General features: G+C 71.0%; 25 protein-coding genes. 12 read left to right on the top strand and 13 right to left on the bottom strand.

Going from position 1 to position 24972, the window contains the following annotated elements:
- Positions 1-167 precede the first annotated feature (167 nt).
- From CMS_RS11295 to CMS_RS11275, 5 genes are all read left to right on the top strand, one after another.
- On the top strand, positions 168-2201 hold the full coding sequence (locus CMS_RS11295; RefSeq protein WP_012299573.1) for a serine hydrolase domain-containing protein: 2034 nt from the start codon (positions 168-170) through the stop codon (positions 2199-2201).
- A 41-nt stretch (positions 2202-2242) separates the two neighbouring features.
- Positions 2243-3679 (top strand): sensor histidine kinase, encoded by a 1437-nt coding sequence (locus CMS_RS11290; protein ID WP_012299572.1) that lies wholly within the window; start codon positions 2243-2245, stop codon positions 3677-3679.
- A complete protein-coding gene (locus CMS_RS11285) occupies positions 3676-4374 on the top strand; it encodes a response regulator transcription factor (protein WP_012299571.1) in 699 nt (232 codons plus the stop codon). The genes CMS_RS11290 and CMS_RS11285 overlap by 4 nt, the downstream gene beginning before the upstream one ends.
- A gap of 171 nt (positions 4375-4545) precedes the next feature.
- The gene (locus CMS_RS11280; RefSeq protein ID WP_011931929.1) at positions 4546-4965 is read left to right on the top strand and encodes an organic hydroperoxide resistance protein; all 420 of its coding nucleotides are present in this window, start codon (positions 4546-4548) and stop codon (positions 4963-4965) included.
- An 82-nt stretch (positions 4966-5047) separates the two neighbouring features.
- A complete protein-coding gene (locus tag CMS_RS11275; RefSeq protein WP_012299570.1) occupies positions 5048-5431 on the top strand; it encodes a chorismate mutase in 384 nt (127 codons plus the stop codon).
- A gap of 132 nt (positions 5432-5563) precedes the next feature.
- Here the strand turns inward: CMS_RS11275 and CMS_RS11270 are convergent, their stop codons facing one another.
- Positions 5564-6409, bottom strand: coding sequence for a LacI family DNA-binding transcriptional regulator (locus CMS_RS11270; protein WP_049791929.1), 846 nt, complete (start codon positions 6407-6409; stop codon positions 5564-5566).
- A 278-nt stretch (positions 6410-6687) separates the two neighbouring features.
- Between CMS_RS11270 and CMS_RS18355 the strand changes: the two genes are divergently transcribed.
- From CMS_RS18355 to CMS_RS11240, 7 genes are read left to right on the top strand one after another with little or no spacing between them, the layout of a single operon-like run.
- Positions 6688-7023, top strand: coding sequence for an LOG family protein (locus tag CMS_RS18355; protein WP_198433865.1), 336 nt, complete (start codon positions 6688-6690; stop codon positions 7021-7023).
- Positions 6935-7282 (top strand): LOG family protein, encoded by a 348-nt coding sequence (locus CMS_RS17570; protein ID WP_223842644.1) that lies wholly within the window; start codon positions 6935-6937, stop codon positions 7280-7282. The genes CMS_RS18355 and CMS_RS17570 overlap by 89 nt, the downstream gene beginning before the upstream one ends.
- Before the next feature lie 23 nt (positions 7283-7305).
- On the top strand, positions 7306-7911 hold the full coding sequence (locus CMS_RS16240; RefSeq protein WP_049791928.1) for a haloacid dehalogenase-like hydrolase: 606 nt from the start codon (positions 7306-7308) through the stop codon (positions 7909-7911).
- Complete coding sequence (prs, locus tag CMS_RS11255) at positions 7908-8891, top strand: ribose-phosphate diphosphokinase (protein WP_012299568.1); 984 nt, start codon at positions 7908-7910, stop codon at positions 8889-8891. Before CMS_RS16240 ends, prs begins: the two co-directional genes overlap by 4 nt.
- On the top strand, positions 8888-9580 hold the full coding sequence (locus CMS_RS11250) for a ribulose-phosphate 3-epimerase (RefSeq protein ID WP_012299567.1): 693 nt from the start codon (positions 8888-8890) through the stop codon (positions 9578-9580). Before prs ends, CMS_RS11250 begins: the two co-directional genes overlap by 4 nt.
- Entirely contained in the window at positions 9577-10119 is a 543-nt protein-coding gene (locus CMS_RS11245; RefSeq protein ID WP_012299566.1) for a phosphoribosyltransferase family protein, read from the top strand. The genes CMS_RS11250 and CMS_RS11245 overlap by 4 nt, the downstream gene beginning before the upstream one ends.
- A gap of 41 nt (positions 10120-10160) precedes the next feature.
- The gene (locus CMS_RS11240; protein ID WP_041464645.1) at positions 10161-11486 is read left to right on the top strand and encodes an MFS transporter; all 1326 of its coding nucleotides are present in this window, start codon (positions 10161-10163) and stop codon (positions 11484-11486) included.
- Between the two features lie 209 nt (positions 11487-11695).
- Here CMS_RS11240 and CMS_RS11235 read toward each other — a convergent pair whose 3' ends face one another.
- The 12 genes from CMS_RS11235 to CMS_RS11180 all read right to left on the bottom strand — a co-directional run bounded on the left by CMS_RS11235 (position 11696) and on the right by CMS_RS11180 (position 24968).
- Entirely contained in the window at positions 11696-12679 is a 984-nt protein-coding gene (locus CMS_RS11235) for an ATP-grasp domain-containing protein (RefSeq protein WP_012299564.1), read from the bottom strand.
- A gap of 115 nt (positions 12680-12794) precedes the next feature.
- On the bottom strand, positions 12795-13616 hold the full coding sequence (locus CMS_RS11230) for an endonuclease/exonuclease/phosphatase family protein (RefSeq protein WP_012299563.1): 822 nt from the start codon (positions 13614-13616) through the stop codon (positions 12795-12797).
- Positions 13617-13683: 67 nt separating this feature from the next.
- Positions 13684-14211: a YdcF family protein gene (locus CMS_RS11225; protein WP_223842643.1), complete on the bottom strand. Its 528-nt coding sequence runs from the start codon at positions 14209-14211 to the stop codon at positions 13684-13686.
- A gap of 212 nt (positions 14212-14423) precedes the next feature.
- Positions 14424-16322 carry a DUF4012 domain-containing protein gene (locus CMS_RS11220; protein WP_012299561.1) on the bottom strand — a complete coding sequence of 633 codons (1899 nt, stop codon included), beginning with the start codon at positions 16320-16322 and terminating at the stop codon, positions 14424-14426.
- On the bottom strand, positions 16319-17521 hold the full coding sequence (locus tag CMS_RS11215) for an O-antigen polymerase (RefSeq protein ID WP_223842642.1): 1203 nt from the start codon (positions 17519-17521) through the stop codon (positions 16319-16321). Before CMS_RS11215 ends, CMS_RS11220 begins: the two co-directional genes overlap by 4 nt.
- A gap of 20 nt (positions 17522-17541) precedes the next feature.
- On the bottom strand, positions 17542-18504 hold the full coding sequence (locus CMS_RS11210) for an IS481-like element IS1121 family transposase (RefSeq protein ID WP_012297689.1): 963 nt from the start codon (positions 18502-18504) through the stop codon (positions 17542-17544).
- A 97-nt stretch (positions 18505-18601) separates the two neighbouring features.
- Positions 18602-19105 (bottom strand): hypothetical protein, encoded by a 504-nt coding sequence (locus CMS_RS11205; RefSeq protein WP_041464643.1) that lies wholly within the window; start codon positions 19103-19105, stop codon positions 18602-18604.
- A complete protein-coding gene (locus CMS_RS11200; RefSeq protein WP_012299560.1) occupies positions 19084-20133 on the bottom strand; it encodes a polysaccharide pyruvyl transferase family protein in 1050 nt (349 codons plus the stop codon). Before CMS_RS11200 ends, CMS_RS11205 begins: the two co-directional genes overlap by 22 nt.
- On the bottom strand, positions 20130-21320 hold the full coding sequence (locus CMS_RS11195) for a polysaccharide biosynthesis protein (RefSeq protein ID WP_012299559.1): 1191 nt from the start codon (positions 21318-21320) through the stop codon (positions 20130-20132). Before CMS_RS11195 ends, CMS_RS11200 begins: the two co-directional genes overlap by 4 nt.
- A complete protein-coding gene (locus tag CMS_RS11190) occupies positions 21317-22363 on the bottom strand; it encodes a glycosyltransferase family 4 protein (protein WP_223842641.1) in 1047 nt (348 codons plus the stop codon). The genes CMS_RS11195 and CMS_RS11190 overlap by 4 nt, the downstream gene beginning before the upstream one ends.
- Complete coding sequence (locus CMS_RS11185) at positions 22363-23493, bottom strand: glycosyltransferase (protein ID WP_012299557.1); 1131 nt, start codon at positions 23491-23493, stop codon at positions 22363-22365. The genes CMS_RS11190 and CMS_RS11185 overlap by 1 nt, the downstream gene beginning before the upstream one ends.
- Positions 23493-24968 (bottom strand): sugar transferase, encoded by a 1476-nt coding sequence (locus tag CMS_RS11180; RefSeq protein ID WP_041464642.1) that lies wholly within the window; start codon positions 24966-24968, stop codon positions 23493-23495. Before CMS_RS11180 ends, CMS_RS11185 begins: the two co-directional genes overlap by 1 nt.
- Positions 24969-24972 lie beyond the last annotated feature (4 nt).

Raw genomic sequence — 24972 nt, 5'->3', positions numbered from 1 at the left:
AGACCTGCGCCCGAGGCCCGCGACCGAGACCTGCGCCCGAGACCTGCGCCCGACGCCCGCGCCCGTCGCCCGCCCCCCCGTCGCCTCGCGCCTGCGACTCGAGCCGCAACCCGGGTGCCGACTCCCGCGCCCTGTGCGCGAGCGGCCCAGCCGGGAGCGTTGCGGGCATGGACACGACACCCCGCTCCACCCCCGCCGCCCCGACCCGCGGCCGCCGCTCCCGGCGCCTCGCCGCGACCGTGGGCGCGCTCGCCCTGGCCGTCGCCCTCCCGCTCGCCGCGGGCGCCGCCACCTCCGCGACCCCCGCGGATCCCCCGCCCCCGGCCCCGCCGCAGCACCAGCCCGGCGGCCACGACCTCACGCGGGCGGACGTCGACACCTGGCTCGACGGCGTCGTCGGCTCGGCGCTCCAGACGACCGGGATCCCCGGCGCCGCCGTCTCGGTCGTCGCGGACGGCCAGGTCCTCACCTCCCGCGGCTACGGCCTCGCCGACACCGGCACCGAGGGCTCGCCCGCCCGCCCGGTGGATCCCGACGACACCCTGTTCCGTGTCGGATCCGTGAGCAAGGTGGTCTCCGCCACCGCCGTCATGCAGCTCGTCGAGGAGGGCCGACTCGACCTCGACGCCGACGTGCAGCAGTACCTCGACTTCGACCTCGACACCCCGAAGGGCGCCGTGACGCTGCGCCACCTCCTCACCCACACGGCCGGGTTCGAGGAGGTCATCACGGGCCTCATCGGCCTGCCCGGCAGCGAGCGCGACCTCGGCGACGTGATGAGGACGGATCCGCCGGCGCAGGTCTTCGTGCCCGGCACCACGCCCGCATACTCGAACTATGGCGCGAGCCTCGCCGGCTACGTCGCCGAGCGCGTCGCGGGGAAGCCGTTCGTCGACCTCGTGCAGCAGGAGGTGCTCGACCGCGCCGGCATGGCCTCGTCGTCGTTCGCGCAGCCGCTGCCCGACGACCTCGCGGCACGCCTCGCGAAGGGCTACCCCGACGACACGCAACCGGCGTACCCGGTCGAGGTCGTGAACGCGGCACCGGCCGGCGCGCTCTCGGCCACCGCATCCGACATGGCCCGCTTCATGCTCGGCCACCTCGGCGACCTGCCCGCCGACCAGGCGCTGCTGGATCCGGCCACCCTCGACGAGATGCACCGCCCCGCCCTCGGCGCCGACCAGCTCGGCAGCCTCGCCGCCGGCCAGCGCATGGACCTCGCCTTCTTCGACGACAGCACGCCCGGCGTCCCCGCGTTCGGCCACGACGGCGACACCAACGTCTTCCACACGGCGATGCGCATGTTCCCGGACAGCGACGCCGGCATCTTCGTGACCTTCAACGGCAACGGCCGCGACGCCGTCGACACCCTCGAGCTGCGGACGACCGTGCTGCAAGGCTTCGCCGACCGGTACCTCCGCGCGCACGACGCCGCGGCCGACGGCAGCGCCGCATCCGCCGCGCCCGCGGGCGATCCCGAGGCCGCCGCCGCGCTCGCCGGCACGTGGCTCTCCTCCCGCTCGCCTTTCTCCAACCCGGGCGCGCTCCTGAACCTCAGCGGCCAGACCGAGATCGTCCCGCGCGCCGACGGCACCATCGCCGTCACGCCGAAGCCGCTCGGCGTCACGACGGGCGTCTACGAGAAGGCGGGCGACGACCTGTGGCGCGAGGTGGGCGGCGACGCCGTGCTCGCGACCCGCGCCTCCGCCGACGGCGGGCCGGTCGACGCGATCTCCTGGGGCGCGTCCTTCACGCTGCTGCGGGCCGAGCCGTGGCAGGTCGCGTCCGTGGCGATGCCCCTGCTGCTCGTCGCCGTCGCCGTGCTCCTCGTCTCGGTCGTCGCGTGGCCTGCCACCGCGATCGCCGGGATCGGCCGACGCCGGGCCGCCCGCGCCGACACCGCCGTCACGGCCGCGCCCCGACCCCGCCGCAGCCGCGCCCACCTGCTCTCGCGCATCGGGCAGGCCGTGACCCTGCTGGCGCTCGTCGACGTGTCCGCCGCCACGCTCCGCACCCTGCAGGTGCTGCAGGTCCTCGGCGCCCTCGCGGTGATCCCCGCCGCGCTCGCCGCCCGGCAGGCCGTGCGCACCCGGCGCGGGGCCTGGGTCGTCGCCGGCCGGATCCTCGTCGTCCTCGCGCTGGTCGCCGTCGCCGCCTTCGCGGTCGGGTTCCGGCTGCTCGCGCCGAGCGTGAGCTACTGATGCCGGGCCGCGACGGGCGCCGTGCCTGGCATGCTCGGAGCGTGACCGACCCGACACCCGCGCCCGCCGCGGGCGGCGGCGCGCCCGTCCCGCCCGCATCCGCCCGCCCGGGCCTCGCCCTCGGCGACCGCGTGCGGCGCGGCCTCGAACGGCTCGGGATCCGCACCGACGCCGGGCGCGACGCGGTCGCCGCGGTCGCCTGGGCCGCAGTCACGCTCGGGCTCCTCGTCGTGCTCCTGGCGCTCGCGTGGGCGGACGGCACGGCCCGCTCGACGTCGCCGGCGCAGGGCTGGGTCGTCGGGATCCTCGCGGTCGCCCAGTGCGCACCCCTCGCCGCGCGCCGCCGCCACCCGCGCGCCGTGCTCCTCGCGGTCTCGGTGCTGCAGGCCGGGCTCGTGGCGGCGCTGCCGCCCGGCTTCGTCTTCTGGGCGGCCGCCCCCGTGGTCGCCGCGTACACGGTCGGCGTGCGGCTGCCGGTGGGGCCGGCCGCGAGGATCGTCGCCGCGGCCCTCGGGATCGAGGCGGTCGGCGCCGTCCTGGCCGCCACCGCCTGGCTGCGCGCGGAGCTCATGCCCGGGGTGGTCCGCGTGCCCCTCGGCCTCCCCAGCCTGGTGGAGGCGGCGTCGCTCCTCGCCAGCGGGATCCTCATCGCCGTCGCGAGCGCCGCCGTCGGCTCCTGGGTCGCGCTCCGCCGCCGGCACGACCGCGACGTGCTCGCGCGCGCCGTCGAGACCGTGGAGCACCAGGCGGCGCTCACCCGCGCCGCGGTCGCCGCCGAGCGCACCCGCATGGCGCGCGAGCTGCACGACGTGGCCGCGCACCACCTCACGGCGCTCGTCGTGCAGGCGGGCGCCGCCGAGCGCCTCGTGGACCTCGATCCCGAGCGCGCCCGCGAGTCGCTGCGGGGGATCCGCGTCCAGGGCCGCGAGACGCTCGACGCGCTGCGCTCCATCGTCGGGATCCTCCGCCAGACGTCCGACGGCGAGGGCGGCGGCGACGCGGGCACCGCCCCCGTGCCCGGCCTCGCCGACCTCCCGGGCCTCGTGGCGGCGGCCCGCACGTCGGGCACCGAGGTCGAGGAGCGCGCGACCGGCGACGCGCCCGCGCTCGCGCCGCTCGCCGACGTCACCGCGTACCGCACCGTGCAGGAGGCGCTCGCGAACGCCCGGCGGCACGCGCCCGGATCCGCCGTGACCCTCACCACCGAGGCCGGCCCCGCGCGCATCGCGCTCACCATCGAGAACGCGCTGCCCGCTGCGGCACAGGCGACGGCGCCCGGCTACGGCCTGGTCGGGATGCGCGAGCGGGCCGCGCTCGTCGGCGGCCGCCTGGAGGCGGGCCCCACCGCATCCGGCACCTGGCGCGTGCGCCTCGAGCTGCCGGTCGAGCCCGTCCCGGCCGCGCCCGTCCCGGCCGCGCCCGTCCCGACGGCGCCCGTGCCGGCCGGGCCCGCATCGGCGCAGGGGGCCGACGCGTGATCCGCGTGGTGCTGGTCGACGACCAGTCCATCGTCCGCGCCGGCTTCCGCGTCGTGCTCGAGACGGCCGGCGGCATCGAGGTGGTCGGCGAGGCGTCGGGCGGCCGCGAGGCGGTGGAGCTCGTGCGCCGCCTCGCGCCCGACGTCGTGGTGATGGACGTGCGGATGCCCGGCGGCGACGGCATCGAGGCGACCCGCGCGATCACCGGAGCGGATGCGCATGCGGACGCGAAGGCGGACACCCCGGCGCGCGCGCCCGGCGACGATCCGCAGGGCCCCGCCGTCCTGGTCGCCACCACCTTCGACCTCGACGAGTACGTCTTCGGCGCGCTCGAGGCGGGCGCGCGCGGCTTCGTGCTCAAGGACGCGGAGCCCGAGGAGTTCATCCAGGCCGTGCGCGCGCTCGCCGAGGGCCGCGCCGCCCTCGACGGCGTGACCACCCGCCGTGTGATGGACGAGTTCACGCGACGCCGGGTCGCGTCCGCCGTGCACCCCGGCGTCGAGGTCCTCACGCCGCGCGAGCAGGACATCGTGCGGCTCCTCGGCGACGGCCTCTCCAACGACGAGATCGGCGGCCGGCTCGTGATCGAGACCAGCACCGTGAAGTCGCACCTCACGCGGATCATGACGAAGCTCGGCACCCGCGACCGCCTGCAGACCGTCGTGTGGGGCTACCGCTCGGGCCTGCTGCCCTGACCGCTGGCGGGCCGCCACGACGCGCCCGGAGGAGCCGCCGCGACGCGCCCGGGCGGCCGGCCGGGCCGCGCACGATGCATCCGCCGCGTTCGCCCGCGATCCACCGTCCGTGCCGCGAACGTCCACCGCGGGCGGCGCGCGCTCCCAGCCCCGTCGTGGTCTGATGGATGCATGGAACCCATCTACACCGCTATCGCGCACGCCTCCGGCGGAGGACGCGACGGACACGTCCGCAGCGAGGACGACCGCATCGACTTCGATACCCGTCCCCCCAAGGAGATGGGCGGCTCGGGCGAGGGCACGAACCCCGAGCAGCTCTTCGCCGCCGGGTACAGCGCCTGCTTCCTCGGCGCCACCCACCTCGTCGGCAAGAACGCCGGCGTCGACACGAAGGACGCCGGCGTCTCCGCCAGCGTCTCCATCGGCGACAACGGCCAGGGCGGCTTCGGCCTCGCGGTCGAGCTCGACGTCTACCTCCCCAACGTGGCGCCCGAGCGCCGCCAGGAGATCGCGGACGCGGCCCACCAGGTCTGCCCGTACTCCAACGCCACGCGCGGCAACATCGACGTGAAGGTCACCATCGTCGACTGATCCACCCGAGCGAGCAGAGGCGGGCGTCCCCATCGGGGACGCCCGCCTCCGTCGTCCAGGCGCGGATGGGTAGGGTCATCGCATGCCTGAGAACACCGGCCCCGCAGGGGCGCCCCTCGACGACGACGCCCGTGCCGCCCTCGAGGAGCTGGGGGAGATCCGCGGGAGCATCGACAACATCGACGCCGCCCTCGTGCACCTGCTCGCCGAGCGGTTCAAGTTCACGCAGTCGGTCGGCCGGTTGAAGGCCGCGCACGGGCTGCCCGCGGCGGATCCCGAGCGCGAGCGCCGTCAGATCCTCCGCCTCCGCGCGCTCGCCGAGGAGTCGAAGCTCGACCCGGCCTTCGCGGAGAAATTCCTGAACTTCATTGTCGCCGAGGTCATCCACCACCACACGCGCATCGCCGAGGACCAGGGCGCGGCCACCTCGGCCGTCGCGCCCGAGGACGGCGGCCCGGCGGCCTGACGACGCCGGGCGCTCCGCTTCGAGGCGGGAAGGGGGGCATTCTCTGCGAAGCTTCTGGGGCGCGATCTGCTTGGCAAGCGGCAACTTGGCCAGCCGTCTCGTGGATCACCCGCCCATTTGACAGCCTGTGCGTCAGGCCACAGAACCTCTCAGTTGCAGAGTCGCGGGGATAATCCGTGAAGCTGGAGGCCTGCCATCGTGCCACCAGCTGCGCAGCAGCGACATCGCAGTAGAACCGAGCACCTCGGCCTCAATCCTGACGCTCGTGAGCCCAGGAACCAGCCACTTGTCTATCTCTCGATCGTCAAAGCTCGCTATGGAGACTTCGGCGGGGATGCCCAGGCCGAGTGAGGCTGCGGCGAGGTACACCCCGAGCGCCATGTCGTCCGTGTCGCAGACGAGGGTGAGTGGCATGGTGCGCTGACCGAAGACGCGCAGCGCCTGCGCCCTGGCAGCACCGACGGTAGCCGGCGTGCGGATGATCGAGTAGTGGAGCCCTGTGCCTTCAAGAACGGCACGCATCGCAGAGCCGCGACTCTCGAACGTCCACGAGGACAGGTCGGCCGCCAAGTGGATGATGGGGCGTTCCGGGCGGCTCACCAGATGAAGCGCCAGCTCACGCGCGCCAGCGGAGACATCGGCATTCACTGTGGGAACCGGCCCCGAGGGGTCGGCATCAAGGAGCACCGTGGGTATTCGCTGCGCGGTGGCTTGGACCTCGTCCCAATCCAGTGAGCAGCCGATGATGCCATCCACAGTTCGGTTAAAGGGCGGGAGGGCGGAGACGTCATCGGCCGCAAGCGGATAAATGATCACGTTTACGTCCTCGATCCTCGCGGAGCGGGCGAGGGAATCATGGACAGCGGCAAAGAAGCTGTTCCCCAAGACGGGGGTGAGGAGCGCGACGGTCTTCGAGTAGCCGACGCGTAGCTCGCGGGCTGCGGTGTTGGGGGGAGTAGCCGAGTCTGTCGGCTGCATCCAGCACGCGCTCCCGTGTCCGATCCGAGACCCGGCCATTCGCCTTGCCAGAGAACACCAGGGACACCGTGGTTTGTGACACCTCAGCAACTCTGGCAACGTCGTGGCTCGAAACCCGCTTCCTGGGGAGGTATTCGTCCGTGGAGTTCACATGGTCCCTTCGAGGGTAGTGCGCCCTCCGTGCGGGCGTGGCTCGGCAGCTCCAGCGTTGCGCACCCCTCAGTGTAGGGCTAGTCTCCTCCCTGCTGAGTACTACGTATGACTACGGAGAGGCGCAAATGAAGTCCATTGCAGTGTTCTGCGGAGCGTCATCCGGCGCCTCGCCCCTATACGAGCGGGCCGCACGCGAGCTGGGCAGGGCTCTGGTGGAGCGCGGAATGAGCCTTGTCTACGGCGGCGCGTCAACCGGCCTCATGGGCACCATCGCCGACGAGGTGATATCGCTGGGTGGGACGGTCGTGGGAGTGATTCCCGACAGTCTCGTGCGTTTCGAGGTGTGCCACAGGGGCCTTACTGAGTTGCGACGTGGTCGCCGACATGCACGAACGGAAGGCGATGATGGCTCGGCTTGCCGACGCATTCGTAGCTCTACCCGGCGGCCTCGGTACTTCTGAGGAGGTATTCGAAGTCGCGACCTGGTCGCAACTCGGGATGCACGCCAAGCCCATCGGGTTCGTGAACACCCTGCGCTACTACGATCCACTCTTCGCATTTCTCGCCCATGGGGTGGAGCAGGGGTTCATGCACCGGGAACACATCCAGCATCTACGCCTCGATGAGGATCCCGATGCCCTGCTCGATGAGCTTCTGGGTTCAGTCACGCCGCCTCATCTGTTCCAGTCCCGTGCGGCGCGAGCGGCGATGGTGCAGTGAGCGGCGCGATCACACGACTCGTAGTGTTCGACCTCGACGGAACGCTCATGCCGGGCACGACCGCCGCGCGTGAGATTTCAGTAGTCGCAGATGTGCTGGCTGAGATTCGGTCGCTCGAGAGTCAATATGACGCGGGCCTGCTGGACAGCCTCCAATTTTCCGTCTCTGCGCTCGCTCTCTGGGGTGACCGCTTCGAGGAGGCCTGTCGCGAAGCAGCCGCACGTGCTCCTCGCATCGGCTCGATGACACGGGTGCTGTCCGACCTGGTATCGATGGACATCGTCACATGCCTGGTGACGATGGCTCCGCTGGAGTTCGCCACCCTGTTCGCGTCATTCGACTATGTTCGCGCTTCTCAGTATGGGCTGAAGATCATGGGGCCAGGCGACAAGCCAGGTGCTGTCGACGCTATCCGATTGGATTTGGGCGTCGCCTCGGAAGAGGTGGTGGTGGTCGGTGATGGAGCCTCCGACATCCCCCTATTCATCAAGTTCCGCAGGACCATAGCCATGAATGCCATACCGGAGCTCTCCGGTATCGCGCGGCATTCCTATGAGGGCGACGACCTCCGCGAGGCGATCGGGCTCGAAGTGGAACAGTTCGCTTTTCAGAGCGGGGGTGGGAAGTGATTGTAGCTTCATGCGCGGCATTCGAAAGAGATCATCCCACCGCCCTGGAGAAGATAGTGGCCTCGATGAACGCCCCTGTCACCGTGCACCGATCCATCGATGAGGTATTCCCGGACGGCGAGATTTGCGTCGCGTTACCGCAAGGCACCCTGGTCGAAGATGTGCTGCTGCTGCAGTCGTTGTCCACGGATCCTGTGGCATTGAATGACGCGGTCTTCGCGCTCCTCGCTTCGATACGCATGTACCGCGTTGCTGGAGTGGCTCGGATCACTGTGTTCGCACCGCACCTGGCGTACTCCCGTGAGGAGCGAGCGGCGGCAATCGGGGGACGCGTGTCGACGACACAGCTCCTAGCCGACTTAATAGGCGCTGCGGGGGCGGACTGCGTCATTGCAGCGCAATCGGGGTCCGTGGCTCTGGTAAGCGAGGCCTACAAGCCACTGGCGATCGAGCAGCTCTACGCGACGAATTTCTTCGTATGGTGCATCGAGTCGATGCAGATTGCTGATCCGGTGCTCGTCGCCCCCGACCATGGGGCGGCGGATCTAGTGCGCAACATCGCTGCACGCCTTGGTCTCCAGCATGCGCGTGCTGACAAGCAGCGGAAGGGTGCGACGGATGTGGCTCTCAGCCTCACGGAGCAGGCAGGTGCGCTCAAGGGCCGTGAAGTGATCATCATCGACGACCTGGTCTGCAGTGCAGGAACTCTCGACCAGGCGGTTTCCGCCGTACGCACGCTCGGCGCTTCTCGTGTCACCGCGGTGGCGGCACATCTCCGGCTTACTCCCCTCGGCATGTCTCGCATACGCGCCATGGTCGCAGCAGGTCACCTCGCCGGGCTCGTTGCATGGGATACCTGCGGCGCGCCGCGTGTGAGGGGTGTGCAGACCTTCGCGTTCGCCGATTGGTTGGGGCCTGAGCTCTGCGCGGTGCTCCGAAGGCGGTCCAGAATTGATGCGAACGAGGAAGCAGTCTCGTGAGCGAAACGCAATTGACATTTTCCGTCTCCGTCGTCTGCATCAACCAGACGCATCTCTGGAGAGAATTGACCGCGATCAGATCGCTCGGCGTCAGTCGACTGCACATAGACATCATTGACCCGTCTTTCGGTAATCTCGGCATGGCTCCCGAGAGCATCCGGGACCTCAGCGATGACCTGCGAATGCCGGTCGACGTCCACGTCATGGTCGCCGAGCCCTCTTTGCTGGTCCCAAAGCTCGTGGATCGTGGCGCTCAAGCGATCCTTGTACATCAGCGTCATGTGACTCCCGAGGCGCTCGAAGTTCTACGCGCCGCTACGGTCGGCGGTACGGAGGTCGGGCTCGTGCTCGACGCATCGGAATCCCCGAGGGACTGGCTTATCGACATTGTCCGCCCTCAGAGGTTAGTGGTGATGGCCGTGACGCCCGGCGGCGCGGGCCGCCCGTTCAGGCGCGAGGCTCTTGATACTGTTCGTATGGCGGCAGAGTTCCGCGGAAAGTCTTCAGTGGAATCAGTCGAAGTCGATGGGGCAGTCAGTTCGATCACCATCGGCAAACTCGTCGACGCGGGTGCCGACTCGTTTGTCCTAGGAAGCTCCGTATTTCCGGATCGGGTGGCGCGTGCGGACCGGTTCCTGCCATTGCTGGAAGCGGCGGGAGCGGCGGACGGGGAAAGGGTGGGCCGGTGAGCGGCGTGGACGTGGATTTCGCGGGTGTTTCAAGGACGCTGCCAGCGGTTCCGCTTCCCAGCGGGATTCGTGTGGCATATCTGAAACTGTATGGCGACGTCGAGCTCACTGAGCATTGCGCGTCGATACTTGCGGGCGAGATGCGGTCGGATGTCGAAGTTCTGCTCGTGGGCGAGAGTGGCGGCATTCTGCTGGGCCATGTCATCGCCCGCCGACTCGGTCTCCCGTATGTACTTGCTCGCAAGAAATGGCGGCCCAACATGGAGCACCCGTTGCGGCAGTTTGTGCGCTCGATAGGGACCGATGGTGACCAAGTGCTCCTGGTTGATGATGAGGACCAGGTGTTGCTAGCCGGCAAGAGAGTGGCGATCGTCGATGAGGTGATAAGCAGTGGCGCGACCCTCGGGGCCATGCGGGCGCTGGCATGTTCCGCCAACGCGACCGTCTCACAGGTGCTTGCGGTCGCTACCGAGGGCGACCATCGGGATGACGTCGTGGCACTCGCACATCTACCACTCTTCTCGGACGGCGTTCGATGATATTGCGGGCATCGAGGGCTTCGCGATCGGCGCCATGGCTCTTGTGTGCGATCCAGTTCCTTGTCGCGGTCGAGTTCTCGATAGTCAACGTCGCGGTGCCGGACTTGCAGGACGACTTCGGCACCGCGGCACCGGTGACGCAGTGGGTGCTGTCGGCTTACGCGATCGGCTTCGCGTCGCTCTTGTTCTTGGGAGGGTGTGCGGCGGAGAGGTTGGGCGCTAGATCCGTCGTCATAGGAGGGCTTCTCTGCTTCTCCGTTACGAGCGGCGTGGCGGCGATGACGCCAGACATATGGTCGCTCATCGCCATACGGGTGCTCCAGGGTGCATCCGCGGCGTTTCTGACTCCTGCAGCGCTCACGCTCCTAACGAGCCTCGGCGACGGTCCGGCTCGTGACCGCTGGTTAGCTCTTTGGGGAGCAGCAGCGTCGGTGGGATTCGCTGGTGGTGTCATCTCGGGCGGGGTGTTCACCCAGCTCTTCGGGTGGCGGAGCGTGTTCGTGTCCTGTGCGGTCACAGCCTGCATCTTGTTGGCATCTTCGCTCTTCGCTTTGCCGCAGGTGACCTCGGGTGCGCGGCAGGTCGATGTGCTGGGCGCGAGCCTCTTCGCTCTGACTGGAGTATCGATCGCCTCCGCTTTCGGAATGACCGCTGACGCGTTGGGAGATGCCCGTGTCGCCATCTGGGCGGCAGTTCTTGCCGCGGCGAGCGGTGTCCTGCTGATCTTCCAGCAGCAGCGGAGCCGAAATCCTCTTGCTCCTCGAGGGCTATTGAGGCGGCGGGACGTAAAGATCGGCATGTTGCTGAGCTTCGTGGCCCCGGCGGCGGGCGGGTCGATGGTCTACTTCTCTTCTCTCTACATGCAGAACGTCTTGGGCTGGTCCGAGCTCGGCACCGGCGTGGCGTTGCTTCCGGATGCCCTGGCGGCTGCGGCTGGTGCCTATGCGGCGCCGGCGCTCGTTAGGCGCGTTGGTGTGAAGTTCACTGTGTGTGTTGGATTCAGCGCCATGCTGTTCGGGTTGTTGATTCTGTGCATGCGACCAAGCGCCTCTACGGCGACAGTCATTCAGGTGCTCGTGGGTACGAGTCTCACCGGGTTTGGCCTCGTCTTGTGCGGTGTTGTCGCAACGGTTGCGGGCTCCCGGAACCTCTCAAAGGGGGAACACGGCGCTTCCGCCGGTATCCTTACCGCCTCACAACAGTGGGGCGTTGCTGCCGGTCTCGCGCTGGGCGCGAATGCCGTGGCATTGTCGGGCAACCCGGCAGCTGGCACACTAGTCGGTGCCCTAGTCGCTTCAATGGCGCTACTTGCGATTCTGATCGCCGCTTTGTCTAGCTTCAGGCGGGCTCCGACCCGTATCTCTTGATCGTCCTTCGATCCGAGGGAATCCGATGGTCGCGTGTGGGTTCGCAGAGCACATGCGGCAGCCGGCTGCTGCACGCAGGCGCATATGTCGCATCCACTGACCCGCGGGGCATTTGTGCGGCTGCGGCGCTGAGTCAACCGCGCGTGCTTAGTTTCGCGTCTCTCGACACCGATGTTGGCGCGCGGAGAGCGCATGGACACCTCGACCGATTATTCCTCCGGGTAGGCCTCCCGCAGCACGCGCTCCAGCAGCTCCGCCACCGCGCCCGGACCCGATGCCGGCGCGACCGCCTCGACGCCGGCGTTGTAGTTCGTGTTGGTGTTCACGTCGTACGTCACGAGCCGGCCGTCCGCGGTCTCGATGAACTCGATGCCGGCCACCTCGATCCCGAGCCCCGCGAGGAACGCGACGTACCGCTCCACCAGCGGGTGCTCCGTGGTGATGTCCTCCCGCAGCGAGAAGATCGTGTCGCCCGGCTGCTGCGCGATGGTGGCGCCGGGCGGCATCACGAGCGCGCCGGTCGCCGGGTCGATCGCGCAGGCGTCCGCCGGGCAGAGCTGGTAGCCGCCGCGCGCGGTGTCGGCCTGGATCGCGTAGACGAACCGCCCGCCGACGATCTCCACGCGCGTCACCCGCGGCGTCGCCGCCTCCAGGTACTCCTGCAGCAGCGTGATCCCGTCCTGCGGCTCCTCGAAGTCCGGCCCGTCGACGTAGGCGGCAAGCTCCTCGACGCTGTCGAACCTGCGGACGCCGAGGCCCTTGCCGCCCTGGTTGTGCTTCGTGATGAAGGGCGTCGGCAGTCCGCGCGCCGCCTCGACGATGCGGTGGCTGCCGACCACGGCGCGCGTGCGCGGCACCTCGATGCCCGCCGCGCGGAGCGCCGTCAGCTGGTCGACCTTGCTCACCTCGATCTCGATGGTCCGGCGGCCGTTGACCGTCCGGCGGCCGTGCGCCTCCAGCCACGACATGAGGGCGCGCGTGTAGTCCTTGGAGAGCGCGTGGTCGCGCGTGTGGGCCGACGCGCTGATCCGCGACCAGAAGATCCCCTCGGGCGGTGCCTCGTCGATCTCGAGCACGCCGTCGGTGAGGAGCCACTCCTCGTACGGGACGCCGCGCGCGTCGAGGGCGGCGGCGAACGGCCCGAACCACTCGGAGTTCTCGTGGATGGCGAATACCTTCGGTGCGGTGGTCATCCCCCCAGGCTACGAGGCGCGCGGGGCGGCGACGGACGCGTGACGGCCGGCGTCAGCCCATCGGCCGCGTCAGCCCGGCGGCGTCAGCTCGACCCGCCGCGTCAGCCCGGCGTCGTCAGCTCAGGCGCACGAGCGCCTGCACCGGAAGGTGGTCGCTCATCATGCGGCCGCGCCAGGTGAAGTCGTTGACCGCGGCGGCGCGCACGTCCACGCGCTCGCTCACGAGGATCCAGTCGATGCGGGGGGCGCCGACGACCGGCGGCCGGTAGTCGGGGAACGTGCCGAACGCGGGCGTCGCCTGGCGCGCCGTGTCGAGCCAGGAGTCGCGGAGCCCGGCCCGGCGGGTGAGGGCGTCGTAGGGGAACGAGTCGACGGGCGCGTTGAAGTCGCCCATGAGCACGAGCGGCAGCCCGGCGAAGCGCGTGCGCACGAGCTCGGCGATGGCCTCGGCGGCGCGGTCGCGTGCCTCGGCGACGTCGTGGTCGAGGTGCGTGTCGAGCACCACGAGCGGGTGGCCGGTGGCCTCGTCCTGGAAGCGGGCCCAGGTGAGGATCCGCGGCATGGGGTTGCCCCACGTCATGCTGCCGATCACGTCGGGGGTGTCGGACAGCCACATCACGTCGTGCTCGAGGAGGGTGAGACGGGACGCCTGGTAGAAGATCGCGCCGTGCTCGCCGTGGCTGCCGCCCTCGCGGCCCTGCCCGACCATGCGGTACGACGGCGGCAGCGCCTTCTCGATCGCCTGGATCTGCGGCCACAGCGCCTCCTGCACGCCGAGCACCGTGGGCCGCTCCTGCTGCAGGAAGCGCGTGAGCACCTCCTGGCGCTCGGGCCAGTGGTCGGCCTCGCCCTCCCGGGTGCCGTGCCAGGGCATGCGCACGTTAAGGGAGATCAGGTGGATGTCGTCGCCGGTCGTCGGGCCGATCGCGGTGGTCATGACGACCATTCAACCCCGTGCGGCTGATCGCCTGTCCGCGCGACGACGATCGGGTCGGGAACGGGCGTCAGCAGCCGGGCGTGACGAGCGCCTTGACGAAGGCGCCGGTCTGGTACGTGTACTGGGAGACCCACTGGCGGAGGCTGAAGTCCACCGGGTCCTCGACCACCATGAGGTCGCCCGTGAAGCAGCGCGAGAAGATCAGCTGCGTGCGCGTGACGTGCGGGGTCCAGGTGATGACGATGGCGCTCTTCCAGCCGTTCTCCTCGGACTTCTCCTTGAGGTATCGCGCCTCGCCCTGCGTCGTGAACGGCGACGGGGTGTCGCACGTGACGGGGTAGGGGAACTCGCCCTGGCAGGCCGCGAGCTCGGCGGCCGACTGCGGGCCCGTGGGCGGGACGGAGAAGACGACCGTGTCGGAGTAGCCCTCGTCCACCAGCTTCGCCGCGAGGTCGCGGCGCGTGGGGTTGGGCGGGCCGATGACGTAAATCACGTCGGCCTTGTCCGGCTGGCTCGCCGGCGGGAAGACGAAGAGCGGGATGCCGGCCAGGAGCCAGGCGAGGAGGAGCACGAGGAGCGCCAGGAGGGTGCGCACGATCCATCGACGGACGCGGTGTGCCCGGCGGGGCGGGGTGGTGGTGCTGGGTGTCAACGTGTGCTCTCGGCCTGATGGATCCGCGGGGGCGGCGTGCGGGCGTGCGGGGGCGGGTGCGTCCCCCGGCGGCTCGTCGAGCCTATGGGGACGCGTGACGGTCGCGAAGCCCCCATCCGGGGCGGGCGGCGCGGTGCCGTGGCGCGGGCGGCGGATCAGCCGCCCGTCGAGCAGGGGACCTGCGTGATCTCGGACTCGAGCGGACGCACGAGCGGCGTGTGCCGCACCTCGAGCGGGCCCTGGGCGTCGGACGCCGGCATCGTGAACGTGACGTCGACCGTCTTCGTGTCCTGCGGCGCGAGCTCGGTGCGGATGCGGATCATGCCGCGTCCCATGTCGGTGCCGCGGGCCTCCTCTGTGGTCAGGTCGGCGTCCGTCTTCCAGCCCGTGACGGTGGATCCGACGGGGCCGTAGACGAGGAGGTCGTCGAACTGGCGGCCCTTGGCCGTGCCGTCGAGGCCCGTGACGTAACGCGGCAGGCTCGTGGCCGCGTCCGCCGGGGCGATGCTCGTCATGTCGACGGACACCGTGTACGTGGTGGTGTCGCCGCAGGTCTCCGCCTGGACGCGGGATCCGGAGCGCAGGTAGTAGCTCATCTTGGATCCGGATCCGATGTCGTTGAAGTACAGGCCGATCGCGGTCGCGTCCGAGTTGTCGTCCGGCAGCGCGCCGCTCAGCGGCCCGCCCTCGATGAGCGTCTGCTCCTCCGGCACCGTGCTCCACAGCAGGAGGCGCTTCTCGTCGATGGCCCGGTCGATCGCCGTGACCAGCGGGACGACGGGCGGGGTGTCGGTGACGAGCTTCGCGAAGATCGTGCTGGCCGCGCTCGCGAAGTAGCGGTCCTGCGCCAGGTAGTCGGGGTACTGGCTGTAGACCGCGCCGAGGAGCGTGGGCACCGCGTTCTCGGCGTTCAGCTCGTCGCCCGTGGCGAGCGTGATGGGGCCGGTCGCCTCCAGCAGGTAGCTCAGCGCGATGGGGTCGAACGACAGCACGCCGTCGACCCGGTCGCCGATGTTGGCCTCCCAGTACGACTTGGCGAGGGCGCCCGATGTGGGGAAGTCGGGGAACATCGTGATGTTCTGCTCGAACCGGTCCGAGCGCGGCTCGATGAGGCGCACGGTCTCGTCGGGCACGTCGCCCTGCCGCACGTTCCGCGGGAAGTCGTTGCTCGACGCCTGCTTCGCGATCCGCACGGTGCCGTCCTCGACGGTCAGCAGCACGAGCGCGGCCGGGTTGCCGCCGGTGGAGCGCACCTCCGCGTTGTTCTGGAACATCAGCAGGTAGTTGCGGGCGCCGTCGGCGCCGAGGAGGTCGGGCAGGACGCCGGTGACCTCGCGGAAGGTGCCCGCGGTCTCCTCGGTGCTCGTGAGCGTGTCGTCCATGAGGTCGACGTCGTCGGCCACCTGTGCCCAGAGGCTGTCGCGGTCGATGGTCTCGAGCTCGGCGCGGGCGCCGGCCAGGCCGTCGCTCGCGGTCTGCACGGTCTGGCCGAGGGAGCGGATCCCGTCGAGGTCGATGCGGCCGAGCACGGGCGTGAAGGCGGAGAGGGAGACCTCGGTGGCGGGCGTCACGACGTCGGTGGCGAGCCGGTCGCTGGTCGCGGCCAGCACGCGCGCGGCGTGCAGGTTCGGGCCGACGAAGGGGATCCACTCGTACGCGCCGAGCACGCCGTCGTCCGCGGCCTCCGCGGCCTTCGCGGTGTGGTCGCGGAGCTCGGCGGCGCCGGCCTTCGCGGTGTCGATGTCGCCCGCGAGGAGCGCCGTCTGCACCTGGTCGGAGAGCGGGAGCGCGTCGCGCAGCTCCGACTGCACGGTGTCGACGCGGGGGAGGATCAGCGCGGCCGAGACCGCGGTGCCGATCACGACGACGCCGAGGACGCCGACCGGGATCCAGAGGCGCTTGCGCTTCCACAGCGGCCGAGGCGTGCGGGAGGCGTCGCGTTCGGCTCGGCCGTCGCGGCCGTCGCGGCCCGCGCGGCGGCTGCGGCGGTCGGGTGATCCGTCGGAGCCGTCCGGTCCGTCGGCCGGGGGGAGGATGTCGTCGATGCCGGTCACCGGTCGGACATCCGGTCCACGGCCGGCCGTCCGGCCGGGAAGGCGCGGCCGTTGCCGATCGCGGGGCGGGCGTCGGCCGGCACGGAGGCGGATCCGCCGACGGCACCGAGCCCGGCGGCGCCGGCGCCGATGAGCGCCTGCTCGCGCACGGCGGCCGGCGCGGTCTCGTCGGGCAGGGGCACGGGCGCGCTGACCGGGCCGGTGACCTGCTTGCGGGTGGAGGAGATCCAGAAGAAGGCCACGAGGATCACGAGCGACGCGATGCTCGTCGACATGCCCTGGTACGCGTCGCCGCGGATGAGGGAGAAGAGGTACGGCGTGACGACGACCGCGATGGCCGCGCCGAGGAGCCCGCGGCGGCGCATGCGCGCGCGGATGAAGAGGCCGGCCACGAGACCGAGGAGCGCGCCGACGGCGACGACCCCGAGGATGCCGAAGTTCGAGAACGCCTCGCCGATGGCCGAGAGGCTCGTCTCGACGCGGTTGACGCCGTAGAACCGGGGCACGTAGGTGGACGTGAACCACGTGTTGCCACCGCCGAACGGCTTGTCCTCCCAGAGCCCGCGGGGCACGAACCAGGCGGGGACCGCGGCGTACGTGGCGCCCCACTGGTAGACGAAGTCGGGCAGCGACGCCACCTCGTTGAGGCGGATGAGCACGTCGAACGGGCGCGTCTCGATGCCGCTGGTGAGGCGGTCGAGGAGCACGCCGATCGGGTCCTGCGTGAGGCGGTCGAGCGAGCGGCCGTTGTCGAAGGTGGACTCGCGGATGACGATCGAGTAGACCATCGCGACCACGGCCGTGACGCCGCCGATGAGGGCGATGCTGCGGAAGCGGAACGGCTTCGGGCCGATCTGCTTGAGGATCAGGAACGGCAGGAACACGCCGATGATGAGCGGGCCGCGGCCGCCGGCGGATCCGGCGCAGACCACGAGCACGAGGACGGCGACCAGGTTGACCCAGTTCCAGCCCTCGAGGCCCCTCTGGCGGCGCGCGAGCACGTTGTAGACGATCGCGATCTGCACGGGGATGTAGGAGAGGCCGATGAACGACTTGCCGGAGAGGAAGTCGCTCCGGTTGGCGAGGCCCGTCGTGTACGCCTGGATGCCGCCCGAGGAGAACACCAGGTACACGAGGAGGCCGAGGGCCACGACCGAGGAGATGACCACGAGCGCCTGCGCCACCGACGTGTTGAACACGCGCTGCTAGCTGTACTGGGTCATGACGTTGGTGACACTCGGGCCGCGGGCGTGAGCCCGTGGCTTGAGTGGATTCGTTCAGTGTTGTAGTGCTCGATGAAGGGGTCAAGCGCGTCGGCCCGGTGTTGGTTGCTGGTGAAGGGTTGCCGGTAGGCCCACTCGGTCGCGAGGGTCCGGTTGAAGCGCTCGACCTTGCCGTTCTGCCAGGGGCAGTGCGGGCGGATGAACTTCTGCCGCGCGCCCAGGTCCTGGACGGCGTTCTTGAACACGGTCGAGTGCCGGTAGGCGAACGCGTTGTCCGTGATGACCCGCTCGATCCGGGTGATCCCGCGCCCGGCGAAGTACGCCGCTGCGCGGGTCAGGAACCCGGCCGCGGTCGCGCCTTTCTCATCGGGATGGATCTCCGCGTAGGCGAGACGGGTGTGGTCATCGACCGCGGCATGGACGTAATCGAACCCGATCCCGCGGCCGCGGACCTGCTCGCTGCGCCCGTGGACCCGCCAGCCGCCTCCGTCCGGGATCCTCCCGAGCTTCTTCACGTCCACGTGGATCAGATCACCCGGATGCTCGTGCTCATACCGGTGCGCCGTTGACCGGGATGCCCGGATCACGGCCCCGGTGACGGGGTCCAACCATGCCAACGGCGGCGCCCCGTGCCGGCGCAGGATCCGGGAGATCGTACGGGATGGAACACCTGTCACCGGAGCCAGCCGCGCAGGACCCGCCCGCAACTGGGCCCGCGCTTCCAGCACGGCCCGTTCCCGCTCCGGGCTCGTTCGCCTCGGTACTGACCGGGGCCGCGATGACCGATCCGTCAGCCCTCGCAGCCCCTCGGCACGGAACCGGTTCACCCATCGATGCGCGCACTGCCGCGACACCCCCAGCTCCCGCGCGACGTGCGCGACCGGCCGACGATCCTCCACCACCCGCCGCACGAGGAGAACCCTCCCGTGAACCGTCAGACGAGCATTACCGTGGGACATCGAGGCCTCCTGGCGATGGTTGAACTGAACAGCTCCATCAAGCCAGGAGGCCTCTTCACACGCCCCGAAGTGTCACCAACGTCATGGCCGAGTACAGCTAGCGCACCTGCGTGTCGGGGTCGACGACGGCCGGGCCGCCGGCGATGGCGTTCTGCTCGAGGGCCGCTGCGTCCTCGCCGCTGCGGGCGATCCGCCGGGCCTCGCGGGCCACCGAGTAGTAGTAGACGACGAAGAACGCCGAGAAGAAGATCAGCGCCTCGATGAGCGCGGAGCTGGCCGCGAGCTGCAGCGTGGGGGAGAAGAAGCGCGTGTCGGCGATGGCGCCCGGGCTCGTCTCCATGCTGTTGGCGACCGTGAGCGGGCGCAGCACGAACAGGAGCAGGCCGGTGAAGGCGACGATGCCGCCCGGGGTGATCGGATCCCCGTTGGAGACCGTCTCCTTCACGAGCACGCCGACGAGCAGGATCGCGAGCACCGCGATCATGAACGGGTAGGACAGCTCGTTGCCGAGCAGGGCCACGCCGCCGAGCGCGGCGAGGACGGTGAGCACCACGGCGGCCGCGAAGACCGCCGGGGTCGCTAGGCGGTACGTCGGACCCATGTGGTCATCTCCTCGAAAGCCGCGTCCAGGCGGGCGGTGGCGGCGACGAGCGCCGCCGCGGTGGTGGATGCGGCACCGGCGTCGGCCGGGGCTGCGATGGCGGTGCGGACCGCCCGGTCGAACGCGGGCTCCGTGCGCGTGCCGAACTCGGTCGTGAACGCCCCGACCTTGGTGGCGCCACCGACGGCGACCACGGGCGTCGTCAGCATCGTACCGAGGTACATGGCGTGCATGCGAGAGGCGATGACGACCTCGCGGTCGGCCATGATCCCGGCCGCGCGGCGCCAGCCGTGGTCGCCGGGCTCGGTCGTGAGCCGGGCGCGCACCTCGGGGTGCAGGGCGCCGGCGTCGGAGTCGTCGCCCTGGTCCATCGACACGAACACGACCTCGCCGAAGCGCTCCTCGAGCGCGGCGACGTCGGCGAGCGTCGCCTGCGGGGAGTGCTTCGCGTTGAGCGCGACCACGGCGCCGCGGCGATGCGCGGCCGGCGCGGCCATGGCGGCGAGCTCGGGGGCGGCGAAGAGGCTGACGTCGGCGGCGACCTCGATCGGGAGCTTCGAGTAGCCGGCGGCACGGCCGGCGGAGTCGGGGTCGCGGGTCCAGACGCGGGCACCGTCGAGACCCGAGCGGAGGGCGAGGCGCGCGCGGCGGCGGGTGACGGGATCCGCGCCGACGCCGAACACGGCGAGCGGCGTGCGGCTGGTGCGCGCGATGAGCCCGGTCACCGCCATGAGACGGGGGAGGCCCGCGAACGGGCGGTCCGGCTGGTCGTCCGCGAGGAGCGTGCCGCCGCCGACGACGACCGCGTCGACCTGGCGGACGAGGTCGGCCAGCGCGCGGACGCCGGAGACCCGGGCGCGCTCCTCGGTGGAGTCGAGGCGCGCGGCCTGCCCGAAGTCGGCGATCACGGTCTCGTGGCCCGCCCGGCGGAGCCGCTCGGAGAGCGCGTCGGTGAGGAAGGCGTCCCCGAGGTTCTGCGGGTGGCCGGACGCGAGGGTGCGGTCGGCGGAGACGATGAGGGTCCTCATGCGTCCTCCTTCCTGACGGGGCTGGTGCGGTGGCGGATGAGGAGCGCGGCGATGGCGGCGCTCAGGACGAGCTCCGCGACGAGCGTGACGCCGGCGAGCAGGGCGGGGCCGGCCGTGAGCGCGGCGGCGAGCGTGAGGACCACGGCGACGACTCCCGTGACGATGGTCGCGGTGAGCCGCACGCGGACGAGGTCGGAGCCCATCGCGTACGCCATGAGCGCGTAGTTGCCGAACTTCGGGGCGACCGACAGCAGGATCACGAGGAAGATCGCCTGGTCGAACGCGTCGCCGCCGAAGACCTGCTCGACCGGGCCGCGGAGGAGCGCGAGGATCCCGGCCAGCACGAGGCCGCCGAGCGCGAACCGCCACCAGTAGGCGCGCGCGGGGCGACCGGCGGCGCGGATCCGCGGGATCAGCTGCTGCGAGAGCGTCGCCGGCAGCACCTCGAGCGGCTGCACCACGCGGTAGGCGAGCGCGAGCGGCGTGACGGCGTCGACCCCGAGGATGGCGGTGCCGAGCACGAGCGGCGCCTGCGAGTAGAGCGCGCTGAGGGATCCCGAGAGGCCGAACTCCAGGATCTGCGGGAACACGCGCACGGGCTCGTCGCTCGTGGTCGCGAGGCCGCGGCGGACGGCGATCCACGTGCCCGCGGTGACGACGAGCGACACGACCGGGAAGGCGAGCAGCACGAGGATCTCGGGCACGAGCACCGCGATGACGAGCGGCACGGCCTTCAGCACCACGAGCGCGAGGTCGGGGAACGCGTAGGACGCGTCGCGGCGCCCGACGAGCAGGGGCGCGCGGATCGTGCGGGTGAGCGAGTCGAGCACCTGGCTGACGCCGAGCGCCGCGAGCAGCAGCACGGCCTCGCCCGGGATCGAGGAGGCGGCCGCGACGGTGAGCACCACGGCGATCACCGCGCCGAGCGAGCCGAGCCCCGCGTGGAAGGCGACCGCACGCGCATGCACGCTCCGGGTGAGGCGCGCGCGCGGCAGCGACAGCAGGAAGTTGGCGGCGCCGGAGTCGGTGATGATCGCGAACGAGCTGAGGAGCGCGAACCCGGTGACGAGCGCGCTCTGGGCCGACCCCTCCGACAGCCGCGTGAGGACCACGAGCAGCACCAGCTGGAGCACGCGCGTGAGCCCTGCGGCTCCCGTGGGGAGCAGCAGCCCGATCCGCCGGATCATCGCGTCCCGATGCTCTGGTAGGCGTCGTGGACGGTCTGCGCGGAGGTGCGCCAGTCGAAGCGGCAGGTGACGGCGCGGCGGATGCGCGCGGCGTCCTCGTCCTCGAGCGGGTCGGCGGCCGCCAGCCGGGCGAGCGCCCCGGTGATGGCGGACGTGTCGGCGGGGGAGAAGTAGTCGGCGTCGTCCTCGCAGATCCAGTGGAAGACGGGGATGTCGGAGACAGCGAGGCGCGCGCCGGCGACCATCGCCTCCACGAGCGGCAGGCCGAAGCCCTCCGCGAGGCTCGGGAACACGACGCCGCGCGAGGCCGCGTAGAGCACGGCGAGCTCGTCGTCGGTCACGTAGCCGGCCAGCTTGATGTCGTCCGACTCGGCCATGTCGACGTCGCCGAAGACGGCGCTCTTCGCGCCCACGAGCACGAGCGGATGGGCGGCGCGGGTCTCGGCGGGCAGCTCGAGGTACGCCTCGGTGAGGCGCTTGAGGTTCTTGCGCGGATCCATGCTGCCGACCGCGAGCAGGTACCCGCCGTCGGTCACGCCGAACCGCTCGAGCACGCGGGCGCGCTCCTCGGCGCCGCGCGGCTCGCCGAACACGGGGCTCGGCGCGTTGGGCGCGACCACGACGGGCGCGCTGGAGAGGCCGAGCTCGCGCACCTGCTCGGCGACGGGCTCGCTCACGGTGACGATCACGCGCGCGTCGCGCAGGTTCGCCTTGAGCAGGGGCACGTGGGTGACGACGTACTCGCGGCTGTACCACTCGGGGTTCGTGAGCACGAAGAGGTCGTGGACGACGACGATGTGGCGGCGGTGCACGAGCGGCGCGCGGCTCGTGAGCGACAGGAGCACGTCCTGGCGCGTGATCCACGGCAGGGTCGTCTGCACCCAGAGCCAGCTGCGCGCGCCGGACGACGCGACGCCCTCGGACGGCGTGGCGCGCGTGACGCCCTTCTTGCCCTCGAGGGCGCGGGCGATCTCCGTCGCGTAGCGCTGCTGGCCGGTGACCCGCTGCCCTGCGTAGGCCTCGTTGACGACGAGCCGGCGCATCACGCGACCGCCCCGTCGAGGCGGGCGCCGTCGTGGCGGACCCAGGAGGCGATGTGCCGCTCGAACACGGCGGCGTCGAAGTCGTGGGAGCGGCGGACGCTCGCGGCGGGATCCAGGGCCGCGGCCCGGGCGACGGCGTCGGCGAGCTCGGCGCCCTCCCACGCGTGCACGTGCACGCCGGTCACGCCGTCGACCACGCTCTCGGTCGCGCCGCCGACGTCGGTGACGAGCACGCGGGCGCCGGCGGCCATGGCCTCGACGGGCATGATCCCGAAGTCCTCGACCGCGGGGAACACGTACGCGAGCGCGCGCTGGTAGAGCGTGTAGAGGAGCGCGTCCGACGGGCGCGGCACGATCGTCACGGGCACGGTGGCCGCGTCGGCCTGCGCCTGGAGCTCCTCGGCGAGGGGGCCGGATCCGGCGAGCACGACGGGCACGCCCGCGGCCTCTCCCGCGCGGATCACGAGGTTGAGCCGCTTGTACGGCACGAACCGGCTGGCGCCGAGGAGGAACTGGTCGGGCAGCGACGCGGCGAGGGCGGCGTCGGCGCCGGTGAGCGCATCCGCCCACGACGCGGTGCCGCGGATGACGGACGCGTCGACGGGCGGGTGGATGACCCGCGCGTCGACGTCCCACGCCGTGCGGATGCGGTCGCGCACGAACGCGCTGTTCGCGGCGACCTCGGCGCGGGAGGCCTGCGCGCGCCGGCGGTCGAGGGCGCGCAGCGGGGGAGCGGCCGCCTTGACGAGCGGGTTCGCGCCGCGCTGGTCGAGGTCCGGGGTCCAGAGGTAGCGCGCGGGGCTGTGCACGTAGACGTGGCGGCGGGTGCCGTGGTCCCCGTGGCCGAGGTGGTGCGCGAACAGGTGCGAGCTCGCGAGGGTCCACTCGTACGCGTCGAGGTCGAGCGAGCTCCACGTGAGCGGCATGAACGGCAGGGCCAGCGGCTTGCGCTTCCGCAGCGGCGTGCGCGCGATCCAGCTCTCGCGCACCGGGCGGTCGCCGAACCGGCCCGGGTCGTCGTTCCAGAGCGTGAAGAGGTCGGCGTCGGGGAAGGCGTGCGCGAACGCGTCGAACACCTTCTCGGATCCGCCCGACTTCTCGATCCACTCCTGGACCAGCAGGCCGCCCATCAGACGGCCCCGTCCGCGCCGAAGACGGCCTTGAACGTGCGCGCCAGGATGATGATGTCGCCCGTGAGCGACCAGTTCTCCACGTAGTAGAGGTCGAGGCGGATGGCGTCCTCCCAGGAGAGTGACGAGCGTCCCGAGACCTGCCAGAGGCCGGACATGCCGGGCTTGATGAGCAGGCGGCGGCGCGCGGCGCTGTCGTACAGCGCGACCTCGCCCTCGCGCTGCGGGCGCGGGCCGATGAGGCTCATGGATCCCAGCAGCACGTTGAGGAACTGCGGCAGCTCGTCGAGCGAGTAGCGGCGCAGCACGCCGCCGACCTTCGTGATGCGCGGGTCATCCGTCACCTTGAACAGCGGGGTGTCGGCCGTGCCCTGCTGCTCGAGCAGCGCGAAGAGCTCGGCGTCGGCGTTCATGCGCATCGAGCGGAACTTGAGCATGTGGAACGGCTCGCCGTTCAGGCCGATGCGCTCCTGCTTGTAGAAGACGTCGCCCTTGCTCGTGGCCTTGATGAGGATCGCAAGGATGAGGAAGACGGGGCTCAGCACGATGAGCGTGATGCCGGAGACGACGATGTCGAACAGGCGCTTGGAGAGCAGCTTCCGTCCCTCGAAGCGCGGCGTCTCCACGTGGATGAGGGGGAGGCCGGCGACCGGGCGCGTGTGGATGCGCGGGCCGCCGATGTCGGTGAGGCCGGGCGCCATGACGAGGTGGTGGCGGCCGGGCTCGAGGCGCCAGCTGAGCTCGCGGATCCGCTCCGGCGGCAGCTCGTCGCTCGAGGTGAGCACGAGCGTGTCGGCGCCGAGGCGCTCGAGCTCCCCGAGCACGTCGTCCGCGTTGCCGACGACGGGCACGTCGAGGCCCGGGAGGCGGGACGGCCGCGCGTCGCCCGTGAGGCACGCGCCGACCACGCGGTAGCCGGCCTTGGGGGCGCGGGCGAGCGTCGTGGCGGTGTGGGTGGTGCTCTCCAGGGATCCGACCAGGAGGATCAGCGAGGAGAACTCGCCGCGCCGGCGCTGGGCCGAGAGCCACACGCGCCAGAGCGCCCGCGACAGCAGCAGCAGCACGAGGCCGAGCGGCAGGCCCGTGACGATGTAGCCGCGCGCCAGGTCGATCTTCACGAGGAAGGCGACGATGGCGATGATCCCGAACAGCCGCAGCGTCGCGTCGGCGACCTGCTTGTACTCCTGCGTGCCGGTGCCGACGATGCGGTAGTCGCGCGTGCTGTAGACGGTGAGCACGAACAGCCACGAGAGGATCAGCACGACGGAGACCATCGTGTAGGTGACGGCGACGCCCTGGGCGTTGCCGCCGAGGTCGACCGTGCCGGCCGTCGTCCCGAACCACAGGAACTGCACCCCGAAGGTCGTGAGGATGATGACGATCGCGTCGCTCAGCGCGAGGCGCCGGGCGTAGACGACCCGCCAGCGCGAGCCCTCCTGGGCCTCGTCCGTGCGTCGTGTCTGTTGCGTGTCCACTGGT

Source organism: Clavibacter sepedonicus (genome assembly GCF_000069225.1).
GTDB lineage: Bacteria > Actinomycetota > Actinomycetes > Actinomycetales > Microbacteriaceae > Clavibacter > Clavibacter sepedonicus.
Note: the sequence above shows the minus strand (reverse complement) of the source record. Positions and strands in the feature narration are given on the sequence as shown.